Source organism: Streptomyces lucensis JCM 4490 (assembly GCF_014650035.1).
GTDB classification, from domain to species: Bacteria; Actinomycetota; Actinomycetes; order Streptomycetales; family Streptomycetaceae; genus Streptomyces; species Streptomyces lucensis.
The window spans coordinates 37,823-51,591 of the sequence record NZ_BMUE01000005.1; the positions used below are offsets into that span (position 1 = coordinate 37,823).

General features: G+C 73.0%; 12 protein-coding genes. 7 read left to right on the forward strand and 5 right to left on the reverse strand.

Going from position 1 to position 13,769, the window contains the following annotated elements; genetic code table 11:
- Nucleotides 1–42: 42 nt before the first annotated feature.
- Together IE177_RS13355 and IE177_RS13360 are read right to left on the reverse strand one after the other, a co-directional pair.
- Nucleotides 43–462 carry a hypothetical protein gene (locus IE177_RS13355; RefSeq protein ID WP_190015524.1) on the reverse strand — a complete coding sequence of 140 codons (420 nt, stop codon included), beginning with the start codon at nt 460–462 and terminating at the stop codon, nt 43–45.
- 89 nt (nt 463–551) lie between these two features.
- Complete coding sequence (locus IE177_RS13360) at nt 552–1,343, reverse strand: DUF8842 C-terminal domain-containing protein (RefSeq protein WP_190015525.1); 792 nt, start codon at nt 1,341–1,343, stop codon at nt 552–554.
- 537 nt (nt 1,344–1,880) lie between these two features.
- Here IE177_RS13360 and IE177_RS13365 point away from each other — a divergent pair.
- The 3 genes from IE177_RS13365 to IE177_RS13375 all read left to right on the forward strand — a co-directional run bounded on the left by IE177_RS13365 (nt 1,881) and on the right by IE177_RS13375 (nt 4,141).
- Nucleotides 1,881–2,531, forward strand: a complete 651-nt coding sequence (locus IE177_RS13365; protein WP_190015526.1) for a LysM peptidoglycan-binding domain-containing protein — start codon at nt 1,881–1,883, stop codon at nt 2,529–2,531.
- Between the two features lie 73 nt (nt 2,532–2,604).
- A complete protein-coding gene (locus IE177_RS13370) occupies nt 2,605–3,582 on the forward strand; it encodes a helix-turn-helix transcriptional regulator (protein ID WP_190015527.1) in 978 nt (325 codons plus the stop codon).
- Between the two features lie 343 nt (nt 3,583–3,925).
- Complete coding sequence (locus IE177_RS13375) at nt 3,926–4,141, forward strand: I78 family peptidase inhibitor (RefSeq protein ID WP_190015528.1); 216 nt, start codon at nt 3,926–3,928, stop codon at nt 4,139–4,141.
- Between the two features lie 122 nt (nt 4,142–4,263).
- Here the strand turns inward: IE177_RS13375 and IE177_RS13380 are convergent, their stop codons facing one another.
- Both IE177_RS13380 and IE177_RS13385 read right to left on the reverse strand, forming a co-directional pair.
- Nucleotides 4,264–5,292: a phosphatase PAP2 family protein gene (locus IE177_RS13380; RefSeq protein ID WP_190015529.1), complete on the reverse strand. Its 1,029-nt coding sequence runs from the start codon at nt 5,290–5,292 to the stop codon at nt 4,264–4,266.
- A 237-nt stretch (nt 5,293–5,529) separates the two neighbouring features.
- The gene (locus IE177_RS13385; protein ID WP_190015530.1) at nt 5,530–6,888 is read right to left on the reverse strand and encodes a putative hexosyltransferase; all 1,359 of its coding nucleotides are present in this window, start codon (nt 6,886–6,888) and stop codon (nt 5,530–5,532) included.
- A gap of 260 nt (nt 6,889–7,148) precedes the next feature.
- Here IE177_RS13385 and IE177_RS13390 point away from each other — a divergent pair, with 260 nt between their 5' ends.
- Complete coding sequence (locus tag IE177_RS13390; RefSeq protein WP_190015531.1) at nt 7,149–8,780, forward strand: MFS transporter; 1,632 nt, start codon at nt 7,149–7,151, stop codon at nt 8,778–8,780.
- 92 nt (nt 8,781–8,872) lie between these two features.
- Nucleotides 8,873–10,063 carry an acyl-CoA dehydrogenase family protein gene (locus IE177_RS13395; RefSeq protein WP_190015532.1) on the forward strand — a complete coding sequence of 397 codons (1,191 nt, stop codon included), beginning with the start codon at nt 8,873–8,875 and terminating at the stop codon, nt 10,061–10,063.
- 35 nt (nt 10,064–10,098) lie between these two features.
- Here the strand turns inward: IE177_RS13395 and IE177_RS13400 are convergent, their stop codons facing one another.
- Nucleotides 10,099–10,536: a cell division protein SepF gene (locus IE177_RS13400; RefSeq protein ID WP_190015533.1), complete on the reverse strand. Its 438-nt coding sequence runs from the start codon at nt 10,534–10,536 to the stop codon at nt 10,099–10,101.
- A gap of 315 nt (nt 10,537–10,851) precedes the next feature.
- On the opposite strand from IE177_RS13400, the gene IE177_RS13405 reads away from it, so the two are divergent.
- Together IE177_RS13405 and IE177_RS13410 are read left to right on the forward strand one after the other, a co-directional pair.
- Nucleotides 10,852–12,132 (forward strand): DUF5685 family protein, encoded by a 1,281-nt coding sequence (locus IE177_RS13405; protein ID WP_190015534.1) that lies wholly within the window; start codon nt 10,852–10,854, stop codon nt 12,130–12,132.
- Between the two features lie 586 nt (nt 12,133–12,718).
- Nucleotides 12,719–13,621 (forward strand): S1 family peptidase, encoded by a 903-nt coding sequence (locus IE177_RS13410; RefSeq protein WP_190015535.1) that lies wholly within the window; start codon nt 12,719–12,721, stop codon nt 13,619–13,621.
- Nucleotides 13,622–13,769: the final 148 nt, after the last annotated feature.

A 13,769-nucleotide genomic window follows, 5' to 3' on the forward strand; every position in this document is an offset into this window, starting at 1 on the left:
CGGCCCCCGGTTCACCGGGGGCCGCCCTTCACCGTCCGCGTCTCACGCGCCGCGGCGCGGTCCCGGCGGCAGCGGCAGCGGCAGAGCCGCCGGGACCCGCTGCATCCCGGTCTCCTGCGGGCGCCCCAGCGTGCCGACCCGCTGCCACTGCGACTGCTGCTGTTGCTGCCGAGCGCTGTACGCCCCGGCGCTGTAGGCGCTGTACGTGCTGCTGAACGACCCCGCCCGGTGCCCCCCGTACGACCCGGTGGTCACCGCGAGGTCCCCGAAGGGGCTGAACCCCAGATCCTCCTCCCCGCTGCGGTCGCCCGGCAGCGTGCGGAAGGCCTTGACCCACTCCGAGTAGAGCGCGTCGTAGATCGGCGTGGCCGAGGGCACCCCGGCACTCTCCTGCGCCGTCCGGGCGGACGGAACGGAGGCGTAGGAGGACCGGCGGGGAGGGGGGGTGTCGTATGCGTGCACGTATGTCCAAACGACCGGGGCTCCAAAGGGATGCGGTCAGCGGGACGGGGCACGTGTCCGTGCCCCGTCCGCGGCCGGCGCCGCGAAGGTCACGTACCGGCGAGAGGAAGGGCCGCGGCGACCAGCAAGCCGTTCGCGGCGGCCTTGTCGAGCGCGTCCCGCAGCAGGTCCTCGCGCGGCTGCCGCCCGATCGATCCCACGGGCGCCGCGAACAGGAGCACCTGCTGGTGCTTGTTGGCCGCGGCCCGCCAGCCGTCCGTCACCTGCAGCGGCTGGTGCGCCTGCCACCAGGCGACCGGCTGCCCCCCGCCCGGGCCGGGCTGGAGCACCGCGTGCAGCTGGCCCACGGCGAGCAGGACCGACCAGCCGTGCAGCACCGGCGGTACGGAGACCAGCCGGCTCACCGGCAGGAAGCCCTGCTCGACGAGGAGCGGAAGGAAGTCGTCGCCGGGCCCGGCGGTGCCCGGGCGGACGATCGGAGAGGTCGGCTCCACGACGAGCGCCGGGTGCAGCTCGCCCTCGATGAGGACCAGTCCGCTCGTCACGCCGAGCACCGCCTGCTCGGCCACGGCCCTGTGCGGTGCGGTGCCGGCGAGGTCGCCGCCCGTACCGCCGATGGAGCGGACGGCGCCCTGCAGCTGCTCCTCGGTGACCTGGACGACCTGCGAGGGCAGGCAGCCGGCGTGGGCGAAGGCGAGGACGGCGGTCTCGTCGCCGACGAACAGAACGGTGCTGGTGCGCTCCTGCTCGGAGTCGCCCGGGGTGCGGCAGGACGTGCAGTCGTAACTGCCCGGGGCGTTGTCTCCGGCGAGCAGCCGGTCGGCTTCTTCGTCGCCGATCTCGGCGCGTACGGCGTCACTCACGTCGAGCATGCGCGGCACGGTGGCTCCCTGGGATGCGGTGCTGGGTCGGCAGGGTGGCTCCCGGCCGATGAGCCCCGGGGGTTGCGGGCTCATGAAGAAGACAACGGACGTCCTGTGGTGGGGGTCACGCCCGAAGGAGAACCGGTTCGAACCATCCGCCGCAGAGCGTCACCTTCGGTGCGGAACTGGGCACTCAGCGTCAACTGCTCGTATGGTCAAGGAACTTGGACAGGTGAGGTGGGTCACAGGGAGTCCGGGTCGCCGGTCGACAAATCGTGAAATCAGTGGATGAACTGGGTGGCCGAAAATCGTCGATACCTGCGGTAACCGTCAACTGGCCTGGGTGGACGGACGGTTGGTTGATTCCGGCCGCCCGCCCTCCCTACATTCCTCCGCCGTGTGCAGCGAGCACCGCTCGGGTACGTCCGCCGGCCGGCACAGGCAGCGTCATCGCCACCACCGGCCGCGGCGGACGGGGCGGGCGCGAGGAACCGTGGTCGTCCGCGGTGGGGCGCGTCCGCCTGGGGGAGCCCGGGTTCGTGGAGAGGGAATCACATGTCCGAGTGTGCCGATACCACCCGTACCGCCGCCCGTGCCGACAGCGCCCGCAAGGGCCGTACGACGGCCGCCATCGCCGGAGCCGCCCTGCTGGCCCCGCTGGGACTGCTGGCCGCCACCGGAAACGCCGCGGCGGCGGACAACGGAGTGTGGGACCGCATCGCCCAGTGCGAGAGCGGCGGCAACTGGCACATCAACACCGGCAACGGCTACTACGGCGGGCTCCAGTTCTCCGCCGGCACCTGGCGCGCGTACGGCGGCACCGCCTACGCCCCGACGGCCGACCAGGCCTCCCGGAGCGCGCAGATCACCGTCGCCGCCAAGGTCCAGCACGCCCAGGGCTGGGGCGCCTGGCCGGTCTGCTCCGCCCGCGCGGGAGCCACCGGTGCCGCTCCCGCGGCGGCCTCCGACGCGCCGGCACCGAGCCGCGCGACGCCGAAGTCCGCGCCCGTGGGGGCCCCGGAGCGCCCCGCGCGGCACACGGGCCGCGGCGCCTCCCGCGGTGACTACATCGTCCGCGAGGGCGACACGCTGAGCATCATCGCGGCCCGGCACGGCACCACCTGGCAGCGGATCCACGCCGCCAACAGGACCGTCATCGGCGACGACCCCGACCTGATCGTGCCCGGACAGCGGCTGGCACTCTGAGCGGCCCGGGCCCGGCAGCCGCTGTCCGCGACGCGGACAGCGGCTGTCCGCATCGGCTGGCAGACTCGGCCCCATGTTGGAGACCTCGGCACGACTGCTGCGCCTGCTCTCGCTGCTCCAGGCCCACCGCGAGTGGTCCGGCGCCGACCTCGCGGAGCGGCTCGGCGTCACCCCTCGCACCGTGCGCCGGGACGTGGACCGGCTGCGCGAGCTGGGCTACCCCGTCAACGCCAGCCCCGGCACCGGCGGCGGCTACCAGCTGGGCGCGGGCGCCGAGCTCCCGCCGCTGCTGCTGGACGACGACGAGGCCGTCGCCGTCGCCGTCGGCCTGCGCACCGCCGCGGGGCAGGGCATCGAGGGCATCGGCGAGACCTCCGTACGTGCCCTGGCCAAGCTCGAACAGGTGCTGCCGGACCGGCTGCGCCGCCGGGTGGGCGCCCTCAACGCCTTCACCGTGCCCATGCTGCGCGGCGGCCCGCCGGCCGCCCCCGTCGACCCGGCGCTGCTGACCGAACTCGCCCACCTGTGCCGGGACACCGAGCGGCTGCGCTTCGCGTACCGGGGCCACGACGGCACCGAGAGCCGGCGCACCGTCGAACCGCACCGGCTGGTGTGCACCGAGCGGCGCTGGTACCTGGTCGCCTGGGACCTCGACCGGGCGGACTGGCGGACCTTCCGCGTCGACCGCATCACCCCCAGGCCGCCGCACGGCCCCCGCTTCACCCCGCGCCGCCCGCCCGCCGAGGACCTCGCCGCCTACGTCGCCCGGGGCGTCTCCACGCACGCCTACGCCACGCACTCCGCCGTACGTCTCCTCGTCCCCCTGCGCGAGGCCGCCGAGCGGGTCTCGCCGTCGGCCGGGACGCTGGAGGCCGACGGGGAGGACGCGTGCATCATGCGGTCCGGGGCCGCGAACCTGGACGTGATGGTCGTGCACATCATGATGCTGGGCCTGCCGTTCGAGGTGCTGGAGCCCGCCGGGCTGACCGAGGCCGTCAGGCGGGTCCGGGACCGGCTCGACGCGGCTCTGGCCCGGAGCGCGGCAGGATGACCGAGGGGCGCCGGGCCGCGCCGCCCGCGGCCGGCGCGTGCGGCGGACATGTGCCGGAGACGTGAAATTCCTATGCGGCGTCAGCCGTGCCGGGAGCGCGCCGGATTGCTCCGGGAAATCGCGCCCCGGGACCGCGCCCGGACCCGCGGCGACGCTTTCCGCCGGATATTCCGGCGCGCTGCCCCGACGCGCGAGAATTCTGTTCGATTACCCCGGCACACGGAACGGAAACCCCCGAACGTGTGACGGAGTTCGAGGGAAACGCGGACCCGGAAGCTGTGACGAAAGCGTGACCGGAAGCGGATGCTTCTCTTACCCGGCCATGCCCGGCTAGCGTGGCGGCATGGCACCGATTCCCACTCCGCAGACGGAGCCCCAGGACAGTCCGGACGGGTATGTCGGCCTCGACGCCGAGCACGCCGAGCGGCTCGCCCGGCAGCGGGGGTGGCCGGCGGTGCGGTCGCTGCCGCCGGGCGCGATCATCACCATGGAGTACCGGGTCGGGCGGCTGAACTTCGAGGTGCGCGACGGCCGGGTGGCCCGCGCCTGGAAGGGCTGACCGCCCGCTTCCCGCGCGGGTACGCCGAAGGCCCCGCTCCCGGCAGGGAGACGGGGCCTTCGCCGCGTGCGGGGTGGTCGTGCGTACCGGAACCCCGCCGCCTCCCGGCCGTCGGCCGCCCGTCAGGGGCGGGCCGGCTGGGACGCGCCGCGCGGGAGCCGGTCGGCGTGCGGGACCCGGTCGGCGTGCGGCGGGCGGCGGCTGCCCACCGGGGTGACCGGGGTGCGCTCCGAGCGGGCCGTGTGCGGACCGGGGGCCAGGTGCACCGGTCCGCGGGAGGCGCGGGTGGAGGAGACCGGCTCGCGCACCGGTGCGGGCTCGGCGGGCACGCCGCGGGGCCTGAGCACCACCGGTGTGACCGGGACGGCCGGTTCGGCGACCGGCCGGCGGCGGCGGGCGCGCCAGCGGTCGCGCAGGTCGAGGAGGCGGCGCTCCGCCCGGGCGATCAGCGGCTCGCACCACGGCAGGGCCAGCAGGATCAGCAGGCCGGCGGCCCAGCCCAGCAACACGTCGCTCAGCCAGTGCGTACCGAGGTAGACGGTGGTGAGGCCGACGCCGAGCGAGGTGACCGCGGACAGCGCCGACAGCCAGCGGCGGGCTCGGGGCGTGGAGGCCAGATACGCCAGGATTCCCCAGGTCACAACCGCGTTGGCGGTGTGGCCGCTGGGGAATATATCGCCGCCCAGGCCCATTTCGTTCGACCCGATCATGGTCGCGTAGTGCGGACCGAGCCGCCCCATGCCGATCTTGGCGGCGCCGACCGTGATGTTCAGCAGCAGCAGCGAGGCGGCCAGGGTCAGCAGCGGGCGGAGGGTGTGCTGCCGCCAGGAGCGCCAGCCGAGCCAGGACGCGACCATCACCGCGGTGGGGCCGCGCTGGCCGAGCACCACGTAGTAGTCGAGGAAGGCGTGGATCTCCGGCCACTGCTGGTAGGGCCGGAAGAACATGACCTGCCAGTCCAGCCGGACCAGCCAGGAGGTGGTCACCACGGCCCACACGATCGCCAGGTAGAAGGCCAGGGTCGCCGAGAACAGCACGACCCGGTGCCGGCTCATCCTCGGCACATCGATGTGGGCCGGCCGTTCCGGCTCACGGTCCAGCCTGGCGAACACCCGGTCCAGTCTCCGGGTGAGGTTTCGTTCGGTACGCACCCAATCGACGTTACAGCGAGTGAGCGGTCTGCCCGGTCGAAACAGCGGCTTTGTGATGACGATGTGATGTGGGAAACGTCTCAAGGGCCGTCCGAATTACCGGGATTCCGCAATCCCGTGAGGACCCTCTCTTCAATTCCTTTGATCATGCCGGGTGTTGTTTATACGGCGCTTATGAATGCGTTAACCCGGACCCCGCGCCGAATTCTCCGGGGCGTCGCCGGCCGCAAAAGTCGATCATGGTGGACCGGAGCCGTTCAGCCAGAAGGCCCCGTAGACCGCCGCGGCGACCGCCAACCCCACTGCGACCAGCACGGATCGGGACGTGCGCGGCCGGGCGAGGGCGCGGGCGAGCGGCAGCAGCACAGGGAAGGCGGGCATCAGCAACCGGGGCTTGGAGCCGAAGTAGCTCGACGCGCACAGGGCGAGCGCGAGCACCACACCCGTGTACACCAGCAGTTCGACGGGCTGACGCTCGCGGATCCCGGTGATGTACAGCCAGATCAGCAGCGCGACCCCGACGATCAGACCGGTGCCCGCGAGAGCGGACGGGAATGACGTGAACTTGTCGGCCACGAACCGGGCGAACGCGTACCCGCCGTCGAACCCGTTGCGCCAGCCGGCCTGAACGTCGAGGTAGCCGAGAGGTCCCTCACCGGTGCGGTGGCCGACCCACAGGACATAGCCGGCGGCCCCCAGCGGAGCGAGCGCCATGCCCAGCGCGCGCCGCCAGGCCGGGGCGTGCGGGGTGACGTGTGCGCCGGGAGTGGAGGAAAGCGCGCCTGGGGCACGGGAGGTGTCCGCGCCCGCCGCGGGTGTCGGGACCTCCGTCGCGCGGGGGGCTCGCGCCGCATTCGGGGCGCCGGAGGGTGTCAGCTCGCGCCCCGCGCGCGCACTCTTCTCCCGCGCCGGGGCGTGTTCGCCGAACCGTGCGCCGTCGGCGTCCCGTGTGCTTCGCTCCCGCACGAACGAGATCACGGCCGCGACCCACACCGCGGCGACCACCGCCGCGCCCACCGGCCGGGTCAGCCCCGCCAGCGCCGCCAGCAGACCCGCGGCCACCCACCGCCCGGTCAGCACGGCGTACAGCGACCAGGCCGCGAGCGCCGTGAACAACGACTCGCTGTACGCCATCGACTGCACGATCCCGACGGGCAGCACCGCCCACACCAGCACGGCGCACACGCCCACCCGGTCGCCGTGGACGTGGTCGGCGACCGCGTAGATCCCCACCGCCGCGGCGAGCGAGGCCGACAGGGCGACCACGAAACCGGCGTCCGCGTACGACAGCGGAGCGACCGCGTGCAGCAGTCGCTCCAGCCACGGCAGCAGCGGGAAGAACGCCAGATTGGAGTGGACGTCCCCGTTCGGCAGCCGCACCTCGTAGCCGTACCCCAGCTCGGCGACCCGGGTGTACCAGAGCGAGTCCCACCGCGCTGTCAGCAGGGTGTAGGCGCTCTTGCCGCGCGCGGCGCTCCACACCGTCAGGACGAGCAGTCCCAGGGCGCGGACCGCCGCATAAGCCACGAGGGCACGCGCGGCCCGGTGCGGAAGGGGGGCGCGGAGCGGGGTCACACGCGTCTGGAGATCGGTCACGGGCTCGATTATCGACCGGCCCGGGAACCGGACGGGCCGCCGGGTCGTGGTCAAGAGCAGGCGGGGTGGCGTACGCCACACGGGTTCCCGCACGCGTGTGAGAGGTCCGCCACGTGTACACGCGGTGAACTCGCGTACGCTGGCGAGCCACCCGTGTGGGTTCGCGCGGGCCGGGGAAACCGCTCCTTCCCGGCCGTACGACAGGGAGTCCCCACCCCGTCGCTCCGCCCCATGCGAGGGATCATCTGGGAGGTACGTACATGTCCGGGACGACCGCGGCTGCCGCACGGCCGCGCCGTCGGGCGGCCGGGGCCGGTGCCAACCGCTGGGTCGTCCTCGTCGTCCTCTGCGTGAGTCTGCTGCTCGTCGCCCTCGACGCGACCGTGCTGCACGTGGCGGTCCCCGCCGTCACCGAGGACCTCAGGCCCGGTGCCATAGAACTGCTCTGGATCGTCGACGTATACCCCCTGGTCTGCGCCTCGCTGCTGATCCTCTTCGGCACCCTGGGCGACCGCGTCGGCCGCAGACGCGTCCTGCTGCTCGGGTACGCCCTGTTCGGCGTCGCCTCGGCCGTGGCCGCCTTCGCGCCCAGTGCCCTGACGCTGATCCTCGCCCGCGCGCTGCTCGGCGTCGGCGGCGCCATGATCATGCCCGCGACCCTGTCCATCCTCCGCCAGGTCTTCCCCGACCGGCGCGAACGCGCGCTCGCCATCGGCATCTGGAGTGCGGTCGCCGCCGTCGGCGCGGCGGTCGGACCGCTGCTCGGCGGATTCCTGCTGGAGCACTTCTGGTGGGGCTCGGTCTTCCTGGTGAACATTCCGCTGATGCTGGTCAGCCTGCCGGTGGGCCGGATCCTGCTGCCCGAGTCCCGGGGCGACCGCGAGGGCCCCTGGGACGTGACCGGCGCGCTGATGGCGGCCGCCGGGCTCTTCGCAACGGTCCTCGGCGTGAAGCGGCTGGGCGGCGGCGAGGCGGTCGCCAGCCCCTTCACCGTGCTGCCGCTGCTGACCGGTGCGGTCCTGCTCCTGCTCTTCGTGCGGCGCCAGCGCCGGCTGCCGTACCCGCTGGTGGACCTGCGGATGTTCCGGCGGCCCGCGTTCAGCACCTCCGTGGGCTGCATCGTGCTGGCGATGCTGGCGCTGGTCGGCCTCGAGCTGATCGCCGCCCAGTACCTGCAGCTGGTGCTCGGCCTGTCGCCGCTGGAGACGGGCCTCAGGCTGCTGCCCCTGACGGTCGCGGCGATGGCCGCGGGCCTGGCGGGCGCGCGCATGCTGCGCCGCTTCGGGCCGCGCCGCATGGTCGGCTGCGGCTTCTGCCTGACCGCGGCCGCGGTGCTGACCCTGACGGCGATGGGCGGCGCCGACAATCCCACGCTGCTGCTGGCCGGCTTCGTGCTGCTGGGCTTCGGCCTGGAGACCACCCTCTTCGGCGCCTACGAGTCCATGCTCAGCGAGGCCCCGGCCGACCAGGCCGGCGGCGCGGCGGCGATCGGCGAGACGTCGTACCAGCTCGGGGCCGGCATCGGCATCGCGCTGCTCGGCAGCGTGATGAACGCGGCGTACACCCCCGGGCTCCGCTCGGTTCCGGGCGTGCCGGCGCGGGCGTCGGGAGCGGCGGGCCACTCGCTGGGCGAGGCCTACGAGATCGCCGGCCGGCTCGGGGGAACCGCCGGAACCGCGCTGCGCCGGGCCGCGCGGGACTCCTTCGTGCACGGGCTGCACGTGACGCTGCTGGTGAGCGCGGGCCTGTTGCTGCTGGGCGCGGCGATGGCACTGCGGCTGCCGCGGACCATGCAGTGCGGTGAGGAGCAGGACGCGACCGGGACCGGAGCGGGCGTGCCGGCGCCGCGGGAGGCGCGGGCGGCCCGGTCCGAGCCGCGGGTCTCCGCCTGATCCGCTCTGGACGTGCGCGACACTGCACCGTAACGTCGGCCGGAGAACCGTGACTAGCGCTGCTAGTTTTCCAGTGTGCCGGAGGGTGTCCCATGTCCGCGTCCGCGAAGCTGCCCCCGTTCGATGCCGCCGATCCGCTCGGGATCGACGATCTGCTCGGTCCCGAGGACCTGGCGATCCGGGACACCGTCCGCGGCTGGGCCGCCGACCGCGTGCTGCCGCACGTCGCCGACTGGTACGAGAAGGGCGAGCTGCCGCAGATCCGGGAACTCGCGCGGGAGCTGGGCGGCATCGGCGCGCTCGGCATGTCCCTCACCGGTTACGGCTGCGCGGGCGCGACGGCCGTCCAGTACGGCCTCGCCTGCCTGGAGCTGGAGGCGGCCGACTCGGGCATCCGGTCGCTGGTCTCCGTGCAGGGCTCCCTCGCCATGTACGCGATCCATCGGTTCGGCAGCGAGGAGCAGAAGCTGCAGTGGCTGCCGCGGATGGCCGCCGGCGAGGTGATCGGCTGCTTCGGCCTGACCGAGCCCGACCACGGCTCCGACCCCGCCGCCATGCGCACCCACGCCAAGCGCGACGGCGACGACTGGGTGCTGAACGGCCGCAAGATGTGGATCACCAACGGGTCGGTCGCCGGGGTGGCCGTCGTCTGGGCCCAGACCGAGGAGGGCATCCGGGGCTTCGTCGTCCCCACGGACAGCGCGGGCTTCTCGGCGCCGGAGATCAGGCACAAGTGGTCCCTGCGCGCCTCGGTCACCAGCGAACTCGTCATGGACGACGTACGGCTGCCCGCGACCGCCGTCCTCCCCGGGGTCACCGGCCTGCGCGGACCGCTGAGCTGCCTCTCCCACGCCCGCTACGGCATCGTCTGGGGCGCGATGGGCGCCGCGCGCAGCAGCTTCGAGACGGCCGTGGAGTACGCGAAGACCCGGGAGCAGTTCGGGCGGCCCATCGGCGGCTTCCAGCTCACCCAGGCCAAGCTCGCCGACATGGCGGTCGAACTGCACAAGGGGATCCTGCTCGCCCACCATCTCGGGCGGCGGATGGACGCCGGCCGCCTGCGTCCCGAGCAGGTCAGCTTCGGCAAGCTCAACAACGTCCGCGAGGCCATCGAGATCTGCCGTACGGCGCGGACGATCCTCGGTGCCAACGGGATCTCCCTCGAATACCCCGTGATGCGGCACGCGACGAATCTGGAGTCGGTGCTCACCTACGAGGGCACCGTCGAGATGCACCAGCTCGTGCTGGGCAAGGCGCTCACCGGGCTCGACGCCTTCCGGTGAGCACCGAGGGGCAGGGCCGGGTGAGCGGCCCTGCCTCAGCTCTGGTTGAAGAAGCCGTCCTCGCGGCGCGACGCCGGCTCGCCGCTGACGATCTCCGTGTTGGAGGGCGTCAGCAGGAAGACGCGGTTCGCGACCCGCTCGATCGTGCCGCGCAGACCGAAGGTCAGCCCCGCCGCGAAGTCCACCACGCGCTTGGCGTCGGCGGGCTCCATGGCCGTGAGGTTCATGATGACCGGGACGCCGTCCCGGAACAGCTCGCCGATGGCGCGGGCGTCCCGGAAGCTGTCCGGGGTGACCGTGCCGATCCGGCGGCCCTTCTCCTCGGCCGTGTCCGTGGCCACCTTCACCCGTGGGTCGGTGACCCAGGCGTCCTGGGACTCGGGGCCCTCGGAGTAGTCGTCGTCGTAGTAGCGCTCGTCATCGTTGTCGTCGACGAGGCCGAGCCACGCACTCGCCTTGCGTACCGATCCCATGGACGCCTCCTCTCACAGCGGTCTTTCTTCCTTCTTTCCGCATCCCTATGGTCATCCATGATGCGGACAGCGCGCCAAGTGGATAGACGCCGCGCGGGGGGTTTGTGACGGTACTGGTGCACAGCGGATCCGTCGAGAGTCCTTGTGCCCCAAGGCTCGCGACTCATACGGCTGCTGACTGAGAGTGAAATATGATTGTCAGCTGCAGACGGGTGATGCGCCGTGCGTACGGGTGAACGGCATCCCTCCTACGAGCCGACTGTCGGCAGATACGATGCCGCAGCTCAACGTCGCATCACGACACGGGGGACCGTTGTGTTCGGAATCGTCAGGCCCTGCTCCCATCGGCTCGGGGAGAATCTCAAGACCCAGTGGATGGCGCACCTGTGCGGCCTGTGTCTCGCGCTGCGCCGGGACCACGGGCAGTTCGCGCGCATCGTGACGAACTATGACGGCCTGCTCATATCCGTCCTGACGGAGGCTCAGGCAGGAGTGGTGGACGGATCGCGGCGCACCGCGGGCCCGTGCGCGCTGCGCGGGATGCGCACGGCGTCCGTCGCCCAGGGCGAGGGCGCGCGCCTCGCCGCCGCGGTGTCGCTGGTGCTCGCCTCGGCGAAGGTGCGCGACCACGTCGCCGACCAGGACGGGCTCCTGGCCCGCCGGCCCGTGGCGGCCGCCGCCCGCCGGGTCGCGGCGGGCTGGGGCCGGGCCGGCGCGCACAGTGGCGCGGCGGTCGGGTTCGACACCGGCGTCCTCGTCGAGGCGGTCGACCGGCAGCTCGGCATCGAGGCCCTGGCCGGGCCCGGCACCCCGATCCTGGCGGTCACCGAGCCGACCGAGACGGCGACCGCCGCGGCCTTCGCGCACACCGCGGTGCTGGCCGGACGGCCGGGCAACGCGCAGCCCCTGGCGGAGGCCGGGCGGCTCTTCGGCCGGCTCGCGCATCTGCTGGACGCCGTGGAGGACCGCGGGGCCGACGCCGTGTCGGGCGCCTGGAACCCCCTCACCGCCACCGGCACCCCCCTCGCCGAGGCCCGCCGCCTGGCCGACGACGCCCTGCACGGGATCCGGCTGGCGCTGCGCGAGGCGGAGTTCACCGACAGGAAGCTGGTGCACCTCCTCCTCGTCCACGAGCTGCGGCGCTCGGTGGACCGGGCGTTCGGCACGGCGCCGGCGTGCTCGGCGCACCAGCCGGGGCCGGGTGCGGGACCGTACGGGCCGCAGCCGGGGCTGCCGCAGGGGCAGTACGGCGCCGGCGACGCGTACGCGGGCGGCGGCAATCCGTACGCCGGCGGGGGCGGTGCGTACGCCGGCGGGGGTGGTGGCTTCGGTGGGCACGGCGGCTTCGGCAGCGGACCCGCCCCGGTGCCGCCGAAGGGGCGGCGCGGGTTCTGGGCGGGGTGCGGGGTGTTCCTGACCCTGTGCTGCACCTGCAAGATGTGCTGCGCCGAGGAGTACGAGGGACCGTGGTCGCGGAAGAAGCGCAGCGGCTGCTGCCAGGCGTGCGACTGTTCCTGCCCGGGGGGCTGCGGCGGCTGCGACGGGTGCGACGGCTGCTGCGGCTGCGACTGCTGCTGTCCTTGCGACGGGTGTTGAGGGGACTCGAACGGAGCCGGACCCGCCGGAGCTCCGCCACGTCCCACGCGGCGGAGCTCCGGCGGGTCCTGGCCCCCTCTCCTGATCGGGCATCACAACCACGCCGCGCCAACAAGCACCTTCAGGCGGCTCAGTTGGTCCGGGAGGGGTGTGTCCTGCCCGGTGGGGCGCGGTCCTTCACCCGATTCCGGGTGAAGGGCTATCCGGAGGGGCGACTTCCGGACATTCCCGGGGCCCGGGTGGCGGCCGGAAGCGCGTGCTGAGCCGGCATCAGGGGCCGTGGCGGGAGCGCGGGGTGCGCGCGGCGTACGGGCAGACGGCGGCTGCGTGCACCCGATGGTGTGCACAACCGTGCCACTCACCGCGGCGGCGCCTCCGGCCGGGTACGCACAACCCACAGCGCGTAAAGGTGGTTCAAAATCCAACGGCCGAAAGGAGACCTTGTGCCGACCGGCCGTTCGGCCGAATACTCCCGTTCAGCGCTTGTCAGGGGCATGAAAACCGGAACCCGGGCGGACTCCCCTGGCCGCACCTCACGGGCCCCGACCCCACGCGGGCCCCCGACGTCCCTTGGAGGGAACCAAAGGTGAGCAACCAGCGCCCCACTCCCCGCACCGGCACCGCCAGACGGACCCGGCTGATCGCCGTGGCCGCCGGTTTCCTGGCCGCGGCCGCGTTCGCCGCCCCCACCGCGAACGCCAGCGACCCCCAGACGTTCAGCGCCACCCAGCTGACCAGGGCGAGCGACTCCGTCCTCAAGGCCGACATCCCCGGTACCGCCTGGGCAGTGGACAGCGAGACCAACCGCGTCGTCGTCACCGTCGACACCACGGTGTCCAAGGCCGAGATCGCCAAGATCAAGGAGCAGGCCGGCGGCAACGCGGACGCCCTCGTCATCAAGCACACGCCGGGCCGGTTCAACAAGCTGATCTCCGGCGGCGACGCCATCTACGCGAGCAGCTGGCGCTGCTCCCTGGGCTTCAACGTCCAGGACTCGAGCGGCAACTACTACTTCCTGACCGCCGGTCACTGCACCGACGGCGCGGGCACCTGGTGGTCGAACTCCTCGCACTCGACCACGCTCGGCAGCACGGCCGGCTCCAGCTTCCCCGGCAACGACTACGGCATCGTGCGCTACACCAACAGCTCGGTGACCAAGTCGGGCGCCGTGGGCAGCCAGGACATCACCCGTGCGGCCACCCCCTCCGTGGGCACGACCGTCTACCGCCGCGGTTCGACGACCGGCACGCACAGCGGCCGCGTCACCGCGCTCAACGCGACGGTGAACTACGGCGGCGGTGACATCGTCTCCGGCCTGATCCAGACCACGGTCTGCGCCGAGCCCGGTGACTCCGGCGGCCCCCTGTACGGCGGCACCACCGCCTACGGCCTCACCTCCGGCGGCAGCGGCGACTGCAGCTCCGGCGGTACGACGTTCTTCCAGCCGGTCACCGAGGCGCTGAGCGCCTACGGGGTGCACGTCTACTGACGGACCCCCGCCCGGTTCCACCGAGCCCCCGTACGCCACGGTGCGTGCGGGGGCTCTTCGGCGAGCGGGTGCCGAGGCGTCTGTCCCGGAGGGTGCGGACCGGTGTTTGCGCAGGTGAGGGGCGCTCGACCGGGTGTCGTACACATGT

Coding starts and splice junctions, on each gene's coding strand:
- IE177_RS13365 (WP_190015526.1), top strand. CDS start 1,881: ATGTCCGAGTGTGCCGATACCACCCGTACCGCCGCCCGTGCCGACAGC.
- IE177_RS13370 (WP_190015527.1), top strand. CDS start 2,605: ATGTTGGAGACCTCGGCACGACTGCTGCGCCTGCTCTCGCTGCTCCAG.
- IE177_RS13375 (WP_190015528.1), top strand. CDS start 3,926: ATGGCACCGATTCCCACTCCGCAGACGGAGCCCCAGGACAGTCCGGAC.
- IE177_RS13390 (WP_190015531.1), top strand. CDS start 7,149: ATGTCCGGGACGACCGCGGCTGCCGCACGGCCGCGCCGTCGGGCGGCC.
- IE177_RS13395 (WP_190015532.1), top strand. CDS start 8,873: ATGTCCGCGTCCGCGAAGCTGCCCCCGTTCGATGCCGCCGATCCGCTC.
- IE177_RS13400 (WP_190015533.1), bottom strand. CDS start 10,536: ATGGGATCGGTACGCAAGGCGAGTGCGTGGCTCGGCCTCGTCGACGAC.